Genomic DNA, 19043 nt, shown 5'->3' on the forward strand with positions numbered 1-19043 from the left:
CCCGCCGTACCACGGCCAACATCAAATGGCCGAGTCGACGACGGCGTTACAGTGTCCCGCTCCTGATTGGAGGCGGCGCCGACTCGCGTTCGATGATCGAGAACTCGGCCAAGAGCTGTCGCGCCGGCCCGGCGGCATCGCCGCGTTCGATTCGATCGAGGAGCGTCTGCACGGCGGTGCGTGCGATCCACGGCTGACCCGGGTCCACCGTCGTGAGCGAAGGAATCGAGTACTGCGCCTCGTCCAGGTCGTCGTAGCCGACGACCGCCACATCGTCCGGAACCCGCCGGCCCGACTCCTGCAGGGCGCGCATGGCGCCCAGGGCGAGCGTGTCGTTAAGGCCGAAGACCGCGTCGAATTCCACGCCGCGGTCGAGCAGCTCGCGCATGCACGTCGCGCCGTTCGCGCGATGCCACAGGGTCGTGTAACCGATGATCGATTCGTCGAACGGCAGACTGTGTACTTCGAGAGCCTGACGATACCCACTGAGGCGGAGGCCTGCCGAGCCGATCACCTCGCCCTCGTGTGCGCCGATGACCGCGATCCGTTGCCGACCCGAACCGATGAGGTACTCGGTCGCCGCCCGTGCGGCCTCGACGTTGCGCATCGTCACGTGATCGCACGGCCCACCGAAGATGCGTTCGCCGAGAAGCACGAGGGGGTAGGGCACGTCGAGCGCTTCAACGTCTTCCTGACCCATCCCGAGCGCGCTGAAGATCAAGCCGTCGGTCATCTTCAGCCGCGGGCTGCGCAGGAGGTCGAGCTCGCGATCGCGGTCGCCGCCGGTCTGCTCCACGAGCACGACGACGCCGGCCTCCTCGGCCGCCTCGATGACGGATGCCGCGAGCTCGGCGAAGTAACTCAGCCCGAGGTCGGGCACCGCGAGTGCGATCGCACCGGTGCGCCCCGAACGCAGGCTCCGAGCGGTGAGGTTCGGAATGTACCCGAGCTCGGCGATGGCCTGCTCGACGCGCTCGCGGGTGGCCGGGCGGATGTGCGGGTAGTCGTGGATGACGTTCGACACCGTCTTGATGGACACGCCGGCGAGTTTCGCGACATCGTGCAGCGTCGACGCCATGTATGAGCCTCCTCAGCCGTTCGGCGCGAGTCTACAACGTTGTACTCGGCGTACCGCGGATCGGCGGCGGGTGATTCAGTCCTTCGCGTCCCGCTCGCTCGCCGGCGGCGTGACGTGCGCCTGTGCGCGGGCGGCGTTCCGCGCCGAGACGCGCGCGATCCACGCGAGCCGCTCGCGCTCGAGGGGTGCGGCGAACAACGACCACAGCACGAGCGCGACGCCCGCTCCAACCAGGAGGCCGCCGATCGTGTCGGAGAGCCAGTGCGCACCCAGGTAGGTGCGACTGACGGCCATGAGCACCGTGTAGACGCCGCCGAGCACCCACACCCACACCGCCGGCACGATGACGCCCAACGCGACCGCGATCGTGGCCGCGTTCGCGACATGCCCCGACGGGAATGAACCGGTGTCGGAGGTGACCATGATGTCCTCGGGCCGAGCGCGCCCGAACACGTTCTTCAGGATCTGCACGACCAGGGCGCTCGCGGCCGACGCCACGATGAAGTACAGCGCACCCCACGGTCGTCTCGCGATGAGCAGCACGACCGCGGCCACAACGGGCACCAGGAACACGCCCACGACTCCGCCGCCGAGTGCGTTCATGAAGTACGCGAACACGTCGCCGACAGGACCGCGCAGCGCCACGAGATCCGCCGCCCATTCCTCGTCGAACGCGAACGGCAGGCCGCCCGAGCGGGCCATGATGACGACGCCGAGCAGGGCCGCGGCGACGACCGCGACCACGCCGCTCACGAACGGCACCCGGCGGCCGAGCCGCTGCGCCCGCGCCTCCCGCTGCGCGGGCCGCAGGTCGTCGGTGTCCGTCATCCCACCACGCTAGCCGCGAGCACGCGATGCCGGATGCCGCGGCGCCCGCCTCGCGGCATCCGCCCTCGGCATCCGCGCGCCGTCAGTCGCTGAGCGGAGGCACCGTCTTCGGCCGCACGAGCGCCCACAGGGCGGCGATCGCCACGACCGCCGCGAGGGTCATCACGAACGCCATGGGCACGGCGCTGCCGACGCCCATGAGGCCGATGAGCGGCGAGATCAGGCCCGCGAGACCGAAGTTCAGCGCGCCGAGCAGCGACGCGGCGGTGCCCGCCTCTGCGCCGTGATGGGCGAGGGCGAGCACCTGCACCGCGGGGAACGAGAAGCCGCAGGCGAGGATGTAGATCCAGAGCGGGATCGCCGTGCCCCAGAAGCCAGCACCCGAGTTGTCGAGCACCATGATGGCGATCGCCATCGAGAGGTGCACGACGGTGGTGATCGCGAGGATCCACTGGGGTTGCACCGCCCCGCGCATCAGGCGCGAGCTCGTTTGCACACCGATGATGATGCCGACGGAGTTGACCGCGAACAGGAGGCCGTACTCCTGGGCGCTGAACGCGTAGATCTCCTGGAAGAGGAACGACGACGTCGACAGGTACCCGAAGAGGCCGGTGAACGTCATGCCGCCGATGAGCACGGCGCCCAGGTACACGCGGTCGCGGAAGAGCGCGGCGTACCGGTCGCGCAGGGTCGAGTGACCGGCGAGGTGGCGGCGCGACTGGGGCAGCGTCTCGACGATGAAGAATGCGACGGCCGTGACGACGACGGCCCCGTAGATCGCGAGCACCACGAAGATGCCGCGCCAGTCCATGACGGCGAGCAGCTGCGAGCCGATGACCGGGGCGAGCACCGGCGCGAGGCCGTTCACGAGCGCAAGGCGCGAGAGCATGCGCACGAGCGGCTTGCCGCCGAACAGGTCGCGCACCATCGCCATGGCGACCACGCCGCCCGCGGCCGCGCCGAAGCCCTGCAGCAGGCGGAACACGCTGAGCCACACGATGTCGGGCGCGAACGCTGCGCCGACGGATGCCGCGATGTGCAGCGTCGTGGCGAGGATGAGCGGCAGGCGACGGCCGACCTTGTCGCTCCAGGGGCCGACGATGAGCTGGCCGAAGCCGAAGCCCACCATCGTGCCGGTGAGCGTGAGCTGCACCGCCGCGGCCGAGACGCCGAGCTCGTCCTGCAGCACGGGGAACGCGGGCAGGTACAGGTCGACCGTGAACGGGCCGAGTGCGGTGAGCGCGCCGAGCACGAGCACGTAGACGAGGCGCTGGCGGCGTGAGAGGAGGTCGCCGGGGTGCGCGGGCGCCGAGTAGTCGTCGGGCCGGATGATGGGGATGGAGGCGGTGGAGGACATGCGGATCCTGGGCGTGCTCGTGTGCGGCGGCGCACGCCCTCGGGCGCCGGGGAAACAGGAACGACGGCGCCCTGCTCGGCGCCGTCGTGAGGCGATCTCGGCCATCATGGCCTCGAATCGATTCGACTGTGATCGATTCTAGCTGATGCCGCCCCGGCTCACGCAAGCGGGAAGCGCATCCCCGCGCCCCTCAGACACCCGTGAGCGGGTCAGCGAGCACGCGACGCCGCGCGACATTGGTTCGCGACTCACGAGTTACGGCCGCCACTCACTGCGTTGAGCGACGAAATCCCGTGACTCGACGTCGGCCTGCGCGCGAATGGGAGAGATGGCGCGTCCCGGCATGAGATCGATATGCGACTCACGAGTTCTGGCCGCTGCTCTTGGGCCCCAGCCGACCAGAACTCGTGAGTCGAGGTAGTGCTGCATGCGATGAGGGCCGCGCATGCAGGGACGCCGCGCGCCAGCGTCAGCGCGAGGGCGCATCAGCGCGCCGGCAGGTCGTGCGAAGGCACGCCTCAGTGTGTGGGCGCCGCCCCTCAGACACCCGTGAGCGGGTCGGCGAGCAGGTCCTGGAACGCCAGCTCGGCCGCACCGATGGCGAGGCGGTCCTCGCCGAGCGCGGCGACGCGGAGGTCGACGTCCTCCACCGCTGCCGGCATGGCCTGTTCGGCGACGGCCGCCGCGAGGGCGCCGGGGTCGCTCTCGGCGACGGTGGCGAGGAAACCGCCGAGCACGACCAGCGACGGGTTCAGGACGTTCACGGCGTTGGCGAGCGCGGTCGAGAGGATGCGGCGCTGACGCGCGAGCTCTGCCGCCACTTCGGGCGAGTCCGACGCATCGAGGGCTGCGGCGAGCGTGGGCTCGTCGGCGGCGGCGAGGCCGACGACCGCGAGCAGCCGGGCGCGGCTCACCTCGTCCTCGAGCACGCCGCCGGCCGCCCGGCGATCGTCGGGCGAGGCGATGCCCGGGCGATTCTGGCCGAACTCCCCCGCGTACCCGCCCGCTCCGCCGACGGGCAGCCCGTGCACGATGAGACCGCCGCCGATGCCGCTCGCACCGCCGTTGAGGTAGACGATGTCGTCGACCCCGCGTCCCGCTCCGAAGAGGTGCTCGGCGAGGGCGCCCAGGCTCGCGTCGTTGCCCACCACGGTCGGCAGGCCGGTCGCGTCCTCGACGAGGGTGCGGATCGGGGCATCCGTCCACTCCAGGTGCGGGGCGAGCCGGACGAGTCCGTCGGAGGCGCGCACGAGTCCCGGCACGGCGAGGCCCACCGCCACGATGCGGGCGCGGACCAGCTCGCCCGATCGCCAGCGCTCGATCGTGCGGGCGACGAGCTCGGCGGTCTCGGCTGGCGACACGAGGTGGTCGACGTCCACGCGCTCCCGCACCGGGATGCGGCCGTCGAGGCCGACCGCCGCGATGGTCACCGCGTCGACCTCGGGGTTCACGGCGATGGCGGTCACGCCGGGGTGCGGCGCCACCACGGGCGACGGACGGCCCACGCGATTCGTCGGATCCGGGGCGCGTTCCACCACGAGCCCGTGGTCGACGAGCTCGGCGGCGAGCGCGGCCACGGTCGAGCGGTTGAGACCCGTCGCGGCCGTCAGCCGGGCGCGAGAGAGGGGCCCCTCGAGGTGCACGAGCCCGAGGAGTTTCGAGAGGTTTCGACGGTGCACCCCGTCGAACGTTCCGCCTCGCTCTGCCACGCGACCACTCTAGGCGCGCCGCCGAAGGGCGCATCGGCGACGCGCCGAATATGTTGCGCTTGACCCCAAATGCCGAGCGACGTAGTATTCGAGGCGTCCAGATCACTTTCGACGTGAAGGTCGAAACTTTCGAGAGGTTCAATGATGAACAGACGCAGCACCACACGGCTCGTCACGCTGGGTGCCGTGGCCGCACTGGCCGTCGGCACCCTCGCCGGGTGCAGTGCCGGCGGCGGTGACGCGGAGGACGGCACGGTCGAACTGTCCTTCTGGCACAACTCCACCACCGGCGACGGCAAGGCGTATTGGGAGCAGACGGCGAAGGATTTCGAGGCCGAGCACCCCGGCGTCGACATCAAGATCCAGGCCATCCAGAACGAGGATATGGACGGCAAACTCCAGACCGCCCTGAACTCAGGTGACGCGCCCGACATCTTCATGGCCCGCGGCGGCGGCAAGCTCGCGGCCGTCGTCGAGGCCGGTCAGGTGCAGGACCTCACCGATGCGCTCTCGGACGACACCAAGTCCGCGCTGGGCGAGGCATCGCTCGCCGCGTTCTCCGTCGACGACAAGGTCTACGGCGTGCCCTCCTCCGTGCTGCCGGGCGGCATCTACTACAGCAAGGACCTGTTCGCCCAGGCGGGCATCACCGAGACGCCGACGACGTTCGACGAGCTCGGCGAAGACGTCGACAAGCTCAAGGCCGCCGGTATCGCCCCGATCGCCCTCGGCGCCAAGGACGCCTGGCCCGCAGCCCACTGGTACTACTTCTTCGTGCTGCGGGAGTGCTCGCAGGACGTCGTGGCCGCGCTCGCCACCGACCCGAGCTTCTCGGACGAGTGCTTCCTGCGCGCCGGCGAGGACCTCGCGGACTTCGCCGCCACCGAGCCGTACAACGAGGGCTTCCTCACCACCACCGCCCAGCAGGGGGCCGGCTCCTCCGCGGGCCTCATCGCCAACCACAAGGCGGCGATGGAGCTCATGGGCGCGTGGGACCCCGGAGTGATCGCCTCGCTCACGCCCGACGAGCAGCCGCTCGCCGACCTCGGCTGGTTCCCCTTCCCCGCCGTGGACGGCGGCGACGGCGACGCCGGCGCGATGATGGGCGGCGTCGACGGCTACAGCTGCTACGTCGACGCGCCGAAGGAATGCGCAGAGTTCCTCGAGTTCGCCTCGCAGAAGGAGCAGCAGGAAGCCTACGCCGAGGCGTTCGTCACGCTGCCGGCCAACAAGGATGCCCAGGGCGTCGTCACCGACCCCGCCTTGCAGGAGGTGCTCGCCTCGTACAGCGACGCGCCGTATGTCTCGGTGTGGCTCGACACGCTGCTCGGCCAGAACGTCGGCAACGCGCTGAACGTCGGCGTCGTCGACCTGCTCGCCGGCAAGGGCGACGCCCAGGGCATCGTCGACGCCGTCGAAGACGCCATCAAGAAGGGCTGAGAGGCCCTCGCAACATGAGCGTTCGCACCAGCTCTCCCGCACCGAGGCGAGCCCTGGCGGACGGCGTGCGGGCCGGGGACGACATGTCGTCCCCGGCCCCGCGCCCGGCCATCGCCCCGGCGGCGTCGGCCCCGAGTCTCGGCCGCGGCCGGCGCGACTGGCGGAAGGTCCTCGAGATCGCCGTGCTCGTCGGCCCGGCCCTCGTCGTCTTCCTCGGCTTCGTCATCTTCCCGGTCGTCATGGCCGGGTACTACGGATTCTTCCGATGGAAGGGCTATGGTCCGCCCACGGACTTCGTCGGCCTCCAGAACTACGTCACGATCTTCCAGGACCCGACGTTCCACGAGGCGCTCTGGCACAACGTCGTCATCGTCGTGATGTCGCTCGTGCTGCAGGGGCCGATCGCGCTGCTGCTGGCGCTGCTGCTGAACCGCCCGATGCGGGGGCAGTCGGCGATCCGGGTGCTCATCTTCGTGCCGTACGTCATCGCCGAGGTCGTCGTCGGCACCGGCTGGAGCCTCATGCTCCAGAGCGACGGCGCGCTCAACGGACTGCTCGAGAAGATCGGCCTCGGCGCGCTCGCCCAGGACTGGCTCTCGAATCCCGGGCTGGCGATCTGGACCCTGCTGGCGATCATCACCTGGAAGTACATCGGCTTCGCCGTCATCCTCTTCCTCGCCGGACTGCAGGGCATCCCGCAGGAGCTCACCGAGGCCGCCCAGATCGACGGCGCCTCCTACTGGCAGATCCAGCGCCGGATCACGCTGCCGCTGCTCGGACCGACCCTGCGCATCTGGGCGTTCCTGTCGATCATCGGATCGCTGCAGCTGTTCGACCTCGTCTACATCATCTGGGGTCAGTACATCGCCTCGACCGCCGGCACCTCGACGATGGCGACGTACATGGTCGCCAACGGCCGCAATGCCGGCAACTACGGCTACGGCAACGCCGTGGCGGTCGTGCTGTTCCTCATCTCGCTCGTCGTCGCCCTCGTCTACCAGCGCTACGTGCTGCGCCGTGACACGGCGGGCGCCCTCACAGAACGGAGCGAGCGATGACCACCTCCACCATCGCCATCCCGCGGGCCAGGCGGCCGCGCGGCAACGGCCGGCTGCCATGGGGCAGTCCCGCCATCTACTTCGGCGCCCTCGTCGTCATCGCGCTCATGCTGGCGCCGATCGCGTACATCATCGTCGGCGGCTTCCGGACCAACGCACAGATCACCGCCGACCCGTCGGGGCTGCCTTCGCCCTGGGTGACGAAGAACTACGCCGAAGTGCTCGGCAGCACGACATTCTGGGGCGAGGTGGCGAACTCCACGGTCGCTGCGGTCGTCACCACGATCGGGGTCGTCGCGCTCGGCCTCATGGCCAGCTACGTGCTCGCGCGGTACCGGTTTCGGGCGCGCGGGCTGCTCTACGCGGTCTTCGCCGCAGGCCTGATGTTCCCGATGACGGTGGCGATCACGCCCCTGTACATCGTGGTGCGCAACCTCGGCCTGATGAACTCCATGGCCGGCATCATCCTGCCCCAGATCGCCTTCGCCCTGCCGGCGACGATCATCATCCTCGTGCCGTTCCTGCGTGCCATCCCCGACGAGATCGAGGAGGCCGCCTCGATCGACGGATGCTCGCGCCTCGGCTTCTTCTGGAGGATGGTGGTGCCGTTGGCGTTGCCCGGCGTCATCACCGTGGGCATCCTCGCCTACATCGCGAGCTGGAACAGCTACATCCTGCCGCTGTTCATCCTGAACAACGAGGCCGCCTTCACCCTGCCGCTCGGCGTGCAGGCCTTCGCCTCGCAGTACTCCGTCGACACCGCCAAAGTGCTCGCCTTCACCTCGCTGTCGATGATCCCCGCCCTCATCTTCTTCAGCATCTTCGAGCGCCGCATCGTCGGCGGCCTGACCGGGGCGGTGAAGGGATGAGCGAGCCGGTGACGGATGCTGCGTACGCGATGGATGCCGCCACGATGACGGATGCCCCGACGGAGCGAGAGGCCGACACGATGACGGATGCCCAGACGAAGCGAGAGGCCGACACGATGACGGATGCCCAGACGACGGGTGTCACGACGACGACGGATGTTCCGTGGCGCGACCGTTCGCTGCCTGCCGGTGTGCGCGCGGGCGCGCTCATCGCCGAACTCTCCCTCGAAGAGAAGATCGCCCAGCTCTACGGCATCTGGATCGGTGCCTCAGATGACGGCGCCGACGTGGCCCCGCACCAGCACGACATGAGCAGCGCAGTGGATCTCGATGAGCTGCTGCCCAAGGGCCTCGGCCAGATCACGCGGGCCTTCGGCACCGCGCCGGTCGATGCGGCGGTCGGGGCGCGGTCGCTCGCCCGCCTGCAGGAGCGCATCGTCGCGTCGAGCAGGTTCGGCATTCCGGCGCTCGTGCACGAAGAGTGCCTGGCGGGCTTCGCCGCCTACGGCGCGACCGCCTACCCGGTGCCGCTGTCGTGGGGCGCGACGTTCGATCCCGAGCTCATCGAGCAGATGGCGCGCCGCATCGGCGCCGACATGCGCTCGGTCGGCGTGCACCAGGGACTGGCTCCGGTGCTCGACGTGGTGCGCGACGCCCGCTGGGGCCGCGTCGAGGAGACCATGGGCGAAGATCCGTACCTGGTCGGCACCCTCGGCACGGCGTACGTGCGCGGGCTCGAGGCATCCGGCATCGTGGCGACGCTCAAGCACTTCGTCGGGTACTCGGCGTCGCGGGCGGGCCGCAACCTGGCGCCCGTGTCGGTCGGCGCCAGGGAGCTGGCCGACGTGCTGCTGCCGCCGTTCGAGATGGTGGTGCGCGATGCGAAGCCGCGTTCGGTGATGAACGCGTACACCGATCTCGACGGCGTGCCCACGGCTGCCGACGGCGACCTGCTCACGGGCGTGCTGCGCGAGACCTGGGGCTTCGAGGGCACCGTCGTCGCCGACTACTTCTCGGTGGCCTTCCTCGAGACCCTGCACGGCACGGCCGGCGACCTCGGCGAGGCGGCCGCGGCGGCGCTCGAGGCGGGCATCGACGTGGAACTGCCCACGGTGCACGCGTTCGGCGAGCCGCTCGTGCGGGCGGTCGCCGACGGCCGCGTCGGCGAGGAGGTCGTCGATCGGGCCCTCCGCCGGGTGCTCGTGCAGAAGATCGAGGCGGGCCTGCTCGACGATCCGGCGGCGCCGGCCGCGGCCGCGCAGGGCACGGTCGACCTCGACCCGGTGGAGAATCGCGCCCTCGCGCGCGACATCGCCGAGCAGGCGATCGTGTTGCTGCGCAACGACGGCACGCTGCCCCTGTCCGCGCCCGCACGCATCGCCGTGATCGGCCCGACCGCCGACGACCCGCTCGCCGTGCTCGGCTGCTACGCCTTCCCGACGCACGTCGGCGTGCACCACCCAGCGAGCGGCGCGGGAATCGAGCTGCCGACCCTCGTCGACGCCCTGCGCGCCGAGTTCCCCGCCGCCGAGGTCACCCTCGCATCGGGCACCTCGATCGACGGCGGCGAGACCCACGGCATCGCGGACGCGGTCGTGCTCGCAGCATCCGCCGACGTCGTCGTGCTCGCGCTCGGCGACCGCGCCGGCCTCTTCGGCCGGGGCACGAGCGGCGAGGGCTGCGACGCGGAGACCCTCGACCTGCCCGGTGCGCAAGCGGCGCTGCTCGAGGCCGTGCTCGACGCCGGCACCCCGACGGTGCTCACCATGCTCGCGGGCCGCCCGTATGTGCTCGGCACCGCTCCCGAGCGCGCCGCCGGCATCGTGCAGGCGTTCTTCCCGGGCGAGGAGGGCACGCGCGCCATCGCCGCCATCCTCAGCGGACGCGTGAACCCGAGCGGCCGACTGCCCGTCAGCGTGCCGGCGACGCCCGGCGCGCAGCCGTCGACGTACCTGGCGTCGACGTTGGCCCGGCGCAGCGAGGTGTCGAACATCGACCCGACGGCGCGCTACCCATTCGGCCACGGGCTCGGCTATACGTCGTTCGCATGGAGCGACCTGCGAGTGGAATCGGCCGAGGCGACAACCGGCGGCACGGTCAGGATGTCGCTCATCATCGAGAACCTCGGCGACCGGGCGGGCGCCGACGTCGTGCAGCTGTACCTGCACGACCCCGTGGCATCCGTCGTGCGACCGGTGCAGCGGCTGGTCGGGTTCCGGCGAGTCGAGCTCGAGCCGGGAGCATCCGTGCGCCTGGGCGTCGAGGTGCCGGCCGACCTCGCGGCGTTCACCGGGCGCGACGGCCGCCGCATCGTCGAGCCGGGGTCGCTCGTGCTGGGCTTCGGGCGGTCGAGCGCCGACTTGCCGCTGCAGGCGAACGTCGAGCTCGTCGGGCCGGTGCGAGTGGTCGACCACACCCGCGCGTTGCATCCCGTGTGGGCCTCCGAGCGGATCGGCCCGGATCCGCTGTGACCGCGGCGCGCAACCCGGTGCTGCCGGGGTTCCACCCGGATCCGAGCATCTGCCGGGTGGGCGACGAGTTCTTCGTGGTGACCTCGACCTTCGAGTACTTCCCCGGGCTGCCGGTGCATCGCTCTCGCGACCTGGTCGAGTGGCAGCTCGTGGGCCACGCGGTGCACCGCGACGAGCAGCTCGACCTGTCGACGGTGTCGGCCTCGGGCGGGCTGTTCGCGCCGACGATCCGCCACCACGAGGGCCGGTTCTACGTCGCCTGCACGCTCGTCGGCGGCGAGGGTCGGCAGGGCAGCTTCGTGGTGACCACGACGGACCCGGCCGGCCCGTGGTCGGATCCGGCATGGATCGAGGATGCCCAGGGCATCGACCCGTCGATCCTGTTCGACGACGACGACGACGACGACGACGGGCGGGCGTGGTGGTGCGGCACCCGGCTCGCCGAGCCGGGCGACTGGCCCGAGCAGACCGAGGTGTGGGTGCGCGAGCTCGACCTCTCCACGATGTCGCTCGCCGGCGAGGAGCACGTCGTGTGGCACGGCGCGGTCGAGGGTGCGGTCTGGGCGGAGGGGCCGCACCTCTATCGCCGAGGAGGCGACCTGCTGCTCGTCGCGAGCGAGGGAGGCACCGAACGCCACCACGCCGTGAGCGCAGCGCGCGGCGCGAGCCCGACAGGACCCTTCACCGGGTCGCGGGCGAACCCGCTGCTCACCCACCGTCATCTCGGCGGCGATGCCCCGGTCGCGAACGTCGGACATGCCGACCTCGTCGACGACGGTCGCGGCGGGTGGTGGGCGACCGTGCTCGCGACGAGGCGGCTGCCGCTCGACGAGGCCCGCGCCGACGCGCTGCAGGGCCGCGAGACCTGGCTGGTTCCGGTCGTCTTCGAAGACGGCTGGCCGGTGTTCGCGCCGGCCACCGGCCGGTTGGCCGAGGAGGTCGAGGTGCCGTGGGCGGACGCGCAGGCGACCGCTGCGCGGTCGCTGGTCGACGACTTCGACGGGCCGTCGGTACATCCGGAACTGGTGTCGGTGCGCACCGCACCCGGCGCGCGCAGGACTCAGCTCGGCGAGCGGCAGGGGCACCTGCGCCTCCACGCCACCTCCGGCAGCCTCCACGAGCTCGCACCGCACGCGTTCGCGGGCTTCCGCCTCGAGCAGCCCATCGCGACGCTCGCGACGGTGGTCGAGGCACCGGATGCCCCGTCGCCCGGCCTGCTCGCCGGGCTCACCCTGCGGCTCTCGGAGCGCCGACACCTGACCTTGGGCGTGCGCGCAGGCACTGCCGGCCGCGTCGTGGAACTGGTGCTGCATGTCGACGGCGAAGACCGCGTGCTGGGCGTCGCCGAGGTGCCCGCGGGGCGACTCGGGCTCGCCCTCGAGATCGACGGCTTCGAGGCCGTCGCCCGGGTCGAGTACGGCGAACGCCGCATCGCGGTCGGCACGGCCGACCTCTCGCCGCTCAGCCCGAGCGAGGGCGGCGGGTTCGTGGGGGTCGTAGGCGGGGTCTTCGTCGTCGGCGAGCCCGCTCGAGACGAAGGCGGCGCTGCGCTGGCGGCCGCGGCCGATTTCGATCTGCTCAGCCTGGTGCACGCGCCGGCGCGCTGACCGTGCCGCCTCGCGCGGGGCCGCGAGCGCGAGCGCTCCGGCTCAGCCCCAGCGCAGGAGACTCGTCGCCCTCCCACCCGTGAGGCGGGCACGCGTGCACGGGCGCGGGTGCAGGGGCACGGACGGGCCTGACTCCTACCCGGCGGGCGGCGCCGTGCTGTCGCGCACCACGAGGCTCGTCGCGAGGTCCATGCGGGGCGTGGTACCCGCGGGCTCTTCTGCGAGGCGGATCGCGAGCCGTGCCGCCTCCTCGCCCATGCGCCGCAGCGGCTGGTGCACGGTGGTGAGCCGCGGGCTCACCCAGCGGGCGAGCGGGATGTCGTCGTAGCCGACGACGGAGATGTCCTCGGGCACGCGGAGCCCGGCCTCGCGCACGGCGTCCAGCGTGCCGAGCGCCTGGAGGTCGCTGCCCGCGAAGATCGCCGTGGGCGGCTCGGGCAGGGCCAGTATCTCGCGGGCCCGGTCGCGACCGCCCTCCACGTGGAAGTCGCCGAAGCGGACCCACTCCGGATCGATGGCGAGGCCCGCGGAGTTCATCGCCGAGCGGTAGCCGTCGAGGCGGGCGAGCGAGCACATCATGTCCTCGGGCCCGGTGATCGCGGCGATGCGCCGGTGCCCGAGCTCGATGAGGTGCCGGGTCGCCGCGAGGCCGCCCGACCAGTTCGCCGAGCCGACCGACGGGGCATCGGGCGACGGGTCGCCCGCCGGATCGACGATGACGAACGGGATCGCCCGCGATCGCAGCCGCTCGCGGTACTCGGGCGCGAGGTCCGAGAAGACGAGCACGACGCCGACCGGGCGCCGTCGCATGACGCCCTCGATCCAGTCGGGGTCGGGCGCGTGCCTGCTGCCGCTCACCGTGAGCACGACGCTCAGCCCGTGCGCCTTCGCGACCGACTCCACGCCGTCGATGAGCTCCATCGACCAGATCGGGTCGAGCTCGTGGAAGACGAGCTCGATGAGGTCGGCCCGGCCGTCGGAGCGGCCGGCGCGCCGCACGTAGCCGCGCTCGGCGAGCAGCGTCTCCACCCGCGTGCGGGTCGCCGCCGACACATCCGACCGGCCGTTCAGCACCTTCGAGATCGTCGAGAGCGACACGCCCGCCTCCTCGGCCACGCTCGCGAGCGTGACGCGTTCTGCGGCGGCATCCGTTTCCATGTTTCGAAGCCTAGCGTCGAAACTTGCGGTCAGCCGACGAACTGCCCGACGCGCCCGTCCTCGCCGACCACGGGGATCACGGCACCCTCCCGCACCCACAGCGGCAGCGTGTCGAAGCCGTGCACCTCACGCCGCCAGCCGCCGCCCTCGACGATCTCTTTCGTGAACCAGTTCGTCCACCGGCCGTGCGGCAGGTAGTAGTCGACCTCGCCCGAGGCGCTGAACACCGGCGCGACGAGCAGGCTCGGGCCGAGCAGGTACTGCCGGTCGAGGTGGGCGACCGCGGGGTCGTCGGGGAACTCGAGCTGCATCGGCCGCATGATCGGCCGCCCGGTGCGGTGCGCCTCCTCGCCAGCCGCGACGAGGTACGGCGTGAGCGAGCGCTTGAGCTTCGCGAACCGCGATGCGACCTCCACCGCGCTCTGGCCGGGCGCTTCGTCGCCGTGATCGAACGCCCATGGCACGCGATAGCTGGTCGACCCGTGCAGCCGCGAGTGGCTCGAGAGCAGTCCGAACGCGAGCCAGCGCTTGAACACCGCGGGGTCGGGGTCGCCCTCGAACCCGCCGATGTCGTGGCTCCAGTAGCCGAACCCGCTGAGCGCGAGCGAGAGCCCGCCGCGCAGGCTCTCCGCCATCGACGTGAACGTCGAGGAGTTGTCACCGCCCCAGTGCACCGGCATCCGCTGGCCGCCAGCCGTCGCCGACCGGGCGAAGAGCACCGCCTCCCCCTGCCCGCGCGCCTCCTCGAGCACGTCGAAGACCGCCTGGTTGTAGAGGTCGGTGTAGCGGTGGTGCATGGCCTCGGGGTCGCTGCCGTCGTGCCAGACGACGTCGACGGGGATGCGCTCGCCGAAGTCCGTCTTGATGGCGTCCACGCCCTGGTCGAGGAGCCGCCGCAGGTGATCCTGGAACCAGCGGGTGGCTTCGGGGTTCGTGAAGTCGACGAGGGCCATGCCGGCCTGCCACAGGTCCCACTGCCACACGGAGCCGTCGGCGCGCCGCACGAGGTAGCCCGCCTCCATGCCTTCGCGGAACAGGCGGGAGCGCTGGGCGATGTAGGGGTTCAGCCAGACGCTCACGCGCAGGCCGCGATCGTGCAGCCGGGCCAGCATCCCCTCGGGGTCGGGGAACACCGCCGGGTCCCACTCGAAGTCGGTCCAGTGGAATTCGCGCATCCAGAAGCAGTCGAAGTGGAAGACGCCGAGCGGGATGTCGCGCTCGGCCATGCCGTCGATGAACGACGTGACCGTCTCCTCGTCGTAGTCGGTCGTGAAGCTCGTCGAGAGCCAGAGCCCATACGACCACTCGGGCACGCGCGCGGGCCGCCCGGTGAGGCGCGTGTAGCGGTCGAGCACCTCCGCGGGCGTCGGACCGGCGATGACGAAGTACTCCAGGCTCTCGCCGGCGACCGAGAACTGCACCTGCTCGACCGCCTCGGAGCCGACCTCGAAGGAGACGTGCCCGGCGTGGTTCACGAGCACGCCGTAGCCGCGGTTCGTCAGGTAGAACGGCACGTTCTTGTAGGCCTGCTCGCTCGACGTACCGCCGTCGGCGTTCCAGATGTCGACCGTCTGGCCGTTCTTCACCAGCGGCCCGAAGCGCTCGCCGAGCCCGTAGACCAGCTCGCCGACTCCGAGCGAGAGCTGCGTGTGCAGGTAGGCGGGCGCAGGAGCGAGGCCCGTGGTCGTGATGCCGGCGACACCGGTCGGCTCGGCGGCCACCGGGGCGCCGGGTGCGAGCTTCAGGTAGCCGACGGACCTGTGGCCGCTCGTGGTGTAGGCGCCGCCGTCGTGCTCGAACGCGAGCTCCCAGGGGGCGCCGCGGCGGATGCGCGCACGCAGCGACCCCGCGTCGAGGACGCCCTCGTCGTCGCCGGCCTCGAGCACCGGGCGGTGCGCGGCATCCGACTCGATCGCGAAGCCGGGGTCACGGCGCCGGCCGCGGTGGTGCTCGATGCGCACGCGGATGACGCCCTCGGCCGGGCTCGCGAGCGACACCGTGAGCATCGGCCGGTTGAGGGTGTCGCCGCGCCGCTCCACGACGCGGGTCGACGCCCAGGCCACCAGCTCGTCGCCCTCGACCGCGAGATCGCGCACCTCCTGGGCGTAGAGCGCCTCGACGCCCGGACGCACGTGCCAGAACCCATCGGTGAACTTCATGGCTACTTGACTGCTCCTGCGGTGATGCCCCGGGTGAGGGTGCGTTGGAAGATGAGGAAGAACACGAGCGTCGGGATGAGCCCGAGCAGGGCCGAGGCGCTCGTCGTGGTCACGTCCATGAGCCGGTCGCCCTGCAGCACCGTGATCGCCACCGGCACGGTCTGCGTGTCGTTCGACACCAGGAACGTGAGTGGGATCAGGAACTCGTTCCACGTCCAGATGAAGAAGAAGATCAGCAGCACCGAGAGCATCGGCCGCGAGATCGGGTAGACCACGCGCCAGAGGATCTGCCACCGGCTCGCGCCGTCGAGTGACGCGGCCTCGAGCAATTCCTTCGGGAAGGTGCCGAAGACCGACGCCAGCAGGTAGGTGCCGAACGCCGACTGGATCACGGTGAAGATGATGATCACGGCCCACTGGTTGTCGTAGAGTCCGGCCTCCTTGAACATGAAGTACAGCGGGTAGAGCAGCACCTCCTGCGGCAGCATGTTCGCGAGCAGGATCACGACGACGATCCAGAGCCGGCCCTTCACGCGGCCGATGCCCAGCGCGAACGCGTTGAACATCGACAGCACCACCGCGAAGACCGCGACGAGGCCTGAGATGAACACGCTGTTCCACAGCTTCTCGGGGAAGTCCACCCGTTCCCAGAACGCGACGATGCCGTCGAAGTACAGGCTGGTCGGAAGGCTCAGCGGGCCGGACGTGTTGTAGTCCGCGGGCGACTTGAACGAGTTGATGAGGATCATCAGGAACGGCACCGCGATGAAGAAGCCGAGCACGATCGCGACGACCAGCACGACCCAGTCGCTTGCGGTGCGGCGCTTCGTGCCGCCTGCCCGCCGGCTGCGGCGCTTGGCGTCGACGGGTTCGCGAACGGATGCCCCGAGCGTCTCCGCGGCCTCGTCGAGCACGGCGCTCATCGGGCCTCCTCCTTCCGCTCCGCACGGTTCTGCACGAGGATGAACGCCACACTGACCGCGGCGATGACGACGGTCAGCGCCGTCGCGATCGTCGCGCCGTAGCCGACCTGCTGCGACTGGAAGAACTCGCTGTACGCGTAGTACGCGGGCACGATCGTGGCCGTGCCTGGACCACCCCCGGTCAGCGCGTAGACCGGCCCGAACACCTTCAGCGCTGCGATCGTGCACGTCAGGGTGACGACGAAGATCTCGGGGCGGATGATCCCCACCGTGATGGCGCGGAACCGCTGGAACCAGTTGGCGCCGTCGAGCTCGGCGGCCTCGTACAGCTCGGGGTCCACCCGCTGCAGCGCCGCCATGAAGATCACGATCGGGTAGCCGAGCTGCACCCAGACCATGATGACCATGATGCTGGGCAGCGCGGTGTCGGGGCTGCCGAGCCAGTTGTGCTGCAGCGCGCCGAGCCCGATCGCCTCGAGGATCTGGTTGAGCGCGCCGTTCTGCGGGCGCAGGATCCAGCCGATCACGATCGCGGCGATGACCGCCGGCAGGATCTGCGGCAGGTAGTAGGTGGCACGCAGGAAGCTCGCGAGCTTGCCGCCGAACTTCTTGCCGATGAGGTCGAAGAGCATCGCGGCGAGGACGAGGCCGGCGAGCGTCGGCACCACCACCATCGCGACGATCATCGCGATGGAGTTGCCGAACGAGGTCCAGAACACCTCGTCGCCGAACAGCTCGATCCAGTTCTCGAGGCCGATCCACTCGGGCGGACGGATGCCGCGATAGTCCGTGAACGTCAGGTAGATGTTCCAGATCAGCGGGACGACGATGATGACGGCCAGCAGCGCGAGGCCGGGCACGAGGTACAGCCAGTAGGCGTTGCGGCTCGAGCCCGGGATGAGGCTGGACGGAGCCCGGCTCCCGGCGCGGCCGGCGCCGCGCGTGGTGAGCGCCCGGGTGTCGGGGACGATGGCCATGATGGGTCCTTCCGGTTGGTTGGACGGATGCCGCGGGCTCGGCGCACACTCCGTGCCCGCGGCATCCGTGGCGTCAGCCGACGATGTCGTCGACGCCGGCCTGGTACTGCTCGCCGAGCTGCTGCTGCACGTCGGCGGGCGACTTGGTGCCGTTGACGAGCTCCTGCAGGCCCGCGTTCAGCTCGTCGTAGAACGTCGGCGTGGGCCAGTCGGGGTAGAAGGCGAGGCCGTCCTGCCCGGTCAGCGTGTTGAAGTTCGCGATGAGCTCGCGGCTCTTCTCGTCGGTGATGTCGGCCTCGTCAGCGGCCACGGGGACACCGCCGTTGTTGCCGAGGAGCGCCTGGATCTCGGGACGCATCGTGATGTCGATGAACTCGTAGGCGAGCTCCTTGTTCTGCGCCTTCTCCGGCACGACCCACATGTTGCCCGCCGACCCGGGTGAGAGCTCCGCCTCGGGGAACAGGAAGGTGCCCCACTCGAAATCGGTGATCTCGCTCGCGAATCTTCCGTACCACCAGCTGCCCGAGTAGAACATCGGGTACTGGCCGCCGATGAAGCCGACGCCCGCGTCCTCGGCCTTCAGGCCGCTCGAGTCGGCCGAGATGTAGCCCTTCTCGGTCCAGTCCTGCACGGTCTCGGTGGCGTGGGTGATCTCGGCGCCCGACCAGTCGACCGGGTTCTCGTAGAGCTGGTAGTCGTTCACGAACTGGCGATCGGCCTGCGTGAGGGCGAGCTGGTACCAGAGCTGGCCGAGCGGGTACTCGGCGGCCGACTCGGCGAGGGGCGTCACGCCCTGCGCGGCGAAGGCCGCGAGCACGTCCTCGAACTCCGCGAGCGTGGTGGGCACCTCGAGGCCGGCGGCGGCGAAGGCGTCCTTGTTGTAGTACACCTCGACGTACTCGCCGTAGTTGGGTACGCCGTACCAGCTGCCCGACCCCATGACGCCGTTCTCGTCGTACTTGGCGGTCGTCTGCAGCGACGGGGCGAGCTTGTCGCCCCAGCCGAACTCATCGACCGCGTCATCGAGCGGGGTGAGCAGGCCTTGGCTCGAGAGCAGGCCCGCGGTGGCGTTGCCCTTGTTGTACTCGAGGATGTCGGGCGCCTCGTCGGAGTTGAGCACCTGGCTCGCGGTCGAGCGGATCTGCTCGAAGCTCTTCTCCTCGAACTCGACGGTGGCTCCGGTCTCCTCCTCGAAGACCTTGATCGCCTCCGCCCAGGCGACGCCCATGGCACTGTCGGCGCCCTCGTAGTGCCAGAGGCGCAGGACGTCGTCGCCCTGGTCGTTGGCACCGGAGCATCCGGTGAGGACGAGTGCCGCTGCGGCGATCGCCGCGGCGACTCCCACGATTCTGCTGTGCTTCATTGCTCTCTCTCCTTGGTGGGGTGGGGTGGGGTGGTGCGGTTCATGG

The 19043-nt window shown here is 70.6% G+C and carries 14 protein-coding genes; 5 read left to right on the top strand and 9 right to left on the bottom strand.

The window, feature by feature from the left end; translation table 11 throughout:
- Positions 1–46: 46 nt before the first annotated feature.
- The 4 genes from ASG80_RS08055 to ASG80_RS08070 form a co-directional block, all read right to left on the bottom strand.
- Positions 47–1078, bottom strand: coding sequence for a LacI family DNA-binding transcriptional regulator (locus ASG80_RS08055; protein ID WP_056729661.1), 1032 nt, complete (start codon positions 1076–1078; stop codon positions 47–49).
- Positions 1079–1153: 75 nt separating this feature from the next.
- The gene (locus tag ASG80_RS08060; RefSeq protein ID WP_082589940.1) at positions 1154–1906 is read right to left on the bottom strand and encodes a phosphatase PAP2 family protein; all 753 of its coding nucleotides are present in this window, start codon (positions 1904–1906) and stop codon (positions 1154–1156) included.
- Between the two features lie 82 nt (positions 1907–1988).
- Positions 1989–3263, bottom strand: a complete 1275-nt coding sequence (locus ASG80_RS08065; RefSeq protein WP_056729662.1) for a multidrug effflux MFS transporter — start codon at positions 3261–3263, stop codon at positions 1989–1991.
- 539 nt (positions 3264–3802) lie between these two features.
- Positions 3803–4972, bottom strand: a complete 1170-nt coding sequence (locus tag ASG80_RS08070) for an ROK family transcriptional regulator (RefSeq protein ID WP_056729663.1) — start codon at positions 4970–4972, stop codon at positions 3803–3805.
- Between the two features lie 144 nt (positions 4973–5116).
- Between ASG80_RS08070 and ASG80_RS08075 the strand changes: the two genes are divergently transcribed.
- Genes ASG80_RS08075 through ASG80_RS08095 form a run of 5 tightly spaced genes read left to right on the top strand, consistent with a single transcriptional unit; the run spans position 5117 to position 12417 of the window.
- Positions 5117–6412, top strand: coding sequence for an extracellular solute-binding protein (locus ASG80_RS08075; RefSeq protein ID WP_235508241.1), 1296 nt, complete (start codon positions 5117–5119; stop codon positions 6410–6412).
- Positions 6413–6426: 14 nt separating this feature from the next.
- On the top strand, positions 6427–7470 hold the full coding sequence (locus tag ASG80_RS08080; RefSeq protein ID WP_056729665.1) for a carbohydrate ABC transporter permease: 1044 nt from the start codon (positions 6427–6429) through the stop codon (positions 7468–7470).
- Positions 7467–8339, top strand: a complete 873-nt coding sequence (locus ASG80_RS08085; protein ID WP_056729666.1) for a carbohydrate ABC transporter permease — start codon at positions 7467–7469, stop codon at positions 8337–8339. The genes ASG80_RS08080 and ASG80_RS08085 overlap by 4 nt, the downstream gene beginning before the upstream one ends.
- Positions 8336–10810, top strand: a complete 2475-nt coding sequence (locus ASG80_RS08090) for a beta-glucosidase (RefSeq protein WP_235508242.1) — start codon at positions 8336–8338, stop codon at positions 10808–10810. The genes ASG80_RS08085 and ASG80_RS08090 overlap by 4 nt, the downstream gene beginning before the upstream one ends.
- Positions 10807–12417, top strand: a complete 1611-nt coding sequence (locus ASG80_RS08095) for a glycoside hydrolase family 43 protein (protein ID WP_056729667.1) — start codon at positions 10807–10809, stop codon at positions 12415–12417. Before ASG80_RS08090 ends, ASG80_RS08095 begins: the two co-directional genes overlap by 4 nt.
- A 135-nt stretch (positions 12418–12552) precedes the next feature.
- On the opposite strand, the gene ASG80_RS08100 is transcribed toward ASG80_RS08095, so the two are convergent.
- The 5 genes from ASG80_RS08100 to ASG80_RS08120 all read right to left on the bottom strand — a co-directional run bounded on the left by ASG80_RS08100 (position 12553) and on the right by ASG80_RS08120 (position 18997).
- A complete protein-coding gene (locus tag ASG80_RS08100) occupies positions 12553–13575 on the bottom strand; it encodes a LacI family DNA-binding transcriptional regulator (RefSeq protein ID WP_056729668.1) in 1023 nt (340 codons plus the stop codon).
- A gap of 29 nt (positions 13576–13604) precedes the next feature.
- Positions 13605–15734, bottom strand: a complete 2130-nt coding sequence (yicI, locus tag ASG80_RS08105) for an alpha-xylosidase (RefSeq protein WP_056729669.1) — start codon at positions 15732–15734, stop codon at positions 13605–13607.
- Positions 15735–15736: 2 nt separating this feature from the next.
- Positions 15737–16657, bottom strand: a complete 921-nt coding sequence (locus ASG80_RS08110) for a carbohydrate ABC transporter permease (RefSeq protein WP_056729670.1) — start codon at positions 16655–16657, stop codon at positions 15737–15739.
- Positions 16654–17634: a carbohydrate ABC transporter permease gene (locus tag ASG80_RS08115; RefSeq protein WP_082589944.1), complete on the bottom strand. Its 981-nt coding sequence runs from the start codon at positions 17632–17634 to the stop codon at positions 16654–16656. Before ASG80_RS08115 ends, ASG80_RS08110 begins: the two co-directional genes overlap by 4 nt.
- A gap of 73 nt (positions 17635–17707) precedes the next feature.
- The gene (locus ASG80_RS08120; protein ID WP_056729671.1) at positions 17708–18997 is read right to left on the bottom strand and encodes an ABC transporter substrate-binding protein; all 1290 of its coding nucleotides are present in this window, start codon (positions 18995–18997) and stop codon (positions 17708–17710) included.
- Positions 18998–19043: the final 46 nt, after the last annotated feature.

Origin of the sequence: Agromyces sp. Soil535 (genome assembly GCF_001428255.1) — a bacterium.
Taxonomy (GTDB): Bacteria; Actinomycetota; Actinomycetes; order Actinomycetales; family Microbacteriaceae; genus Agromyces.

What these genes read in the sequence shown, in the direction of transcription:
- ASG80_RS08100 (WP_056729668.1), bottom strand. Translation starts at nt 13,575, where the DNA reads ATGGAAACGGATGCCGCCGCAGAACGCGTCACGCTCGCGAGCGTGGCC.
- ASG80_RS08110 (WP_056729670.1), bottom strand. Translation starts at nt 16,657, where the DNA reads ATGAGCGCCGTGCTCGACGAGGCCGCGGAGACGCTCGGGGCATCCGTT.
- ASG80_RS08055 (WP_056729661.1), bottom strand. Translation starts at nt 1,078, where the DNA reads ATGGCGTCGACGCTGCACGATGTCGCGAAACTCGCCGGCGTGTCCATC.
- yicI (WP_056729669.1), bottom strand. Translation starts at nt 15,734, where the DNA reads ATGAAGTTCACCGATGGGTTCTGGCACGTGCGTCCGGGCGTCGAGGCG.
- ASG80_RS08080 (WP_056729665.1), top strand. Translation starts at nt 6,427, where the DNA reads ATGAGCGTTCGCACCAGCTCTCCCGCACCGAGGCGAGCCCTGGCGGAC.
- ASG80_RS08090 (WP_235508242.1), top strand. Translation starts at nt 8,336, where the DNA reads ATGAGCGAGCCGGTGACGGATGCTGCGTACGCGATGGATGCCGCCACG.
- ASG80_RS08060 (WP_082589940.1), bottom strand. Translation starts at nt 1,906, where the DNA reads ATGACGGACACCGACGACCTGCGGCCCGCGCAGCGGGAGGCGCGGGCG.
- ASG80_RS08115 (WP_082589944.1), bottom strand. Translation starts at nt 17,634, where the DNA reads ATGGCCATCGTCCCCGACACCCGGGCGCTCACCACGCGCGGCGCCGGC.
- ASG80_RS08120 (WP_056729671.1), bottom strand. Translation starts at nt 18,997, where the DNA reads ATGAAGCACAGCAGAATCGTGGGAGTCGCCGCGGCGATCGCCGCAGCG.
- ASG80_RS08065 (WP_056729662.1), bottom strand. Translation starts at nt 3,263, where the DNA reads ATGTCCTCCACCGCCTCCATCCCCATCATCCGGCCCGACGACTACTCG.
- ASG80_RS08085 (WP_056729666.1), top strand. Translation starts at nt 7,467, where the DNA reads ATGACCACCTCCACCATCGCCATCCCGCGGGCCAGGCGGCCGCGCGGC.
- ASG80_RS08075 (WP_235508241.1), top strand. Translation starts at nt 5,117, where the DNA reads ATGAACAGACGCAGCACCACACGGCTCGTCACGCTGGGTGCCGTGGCC.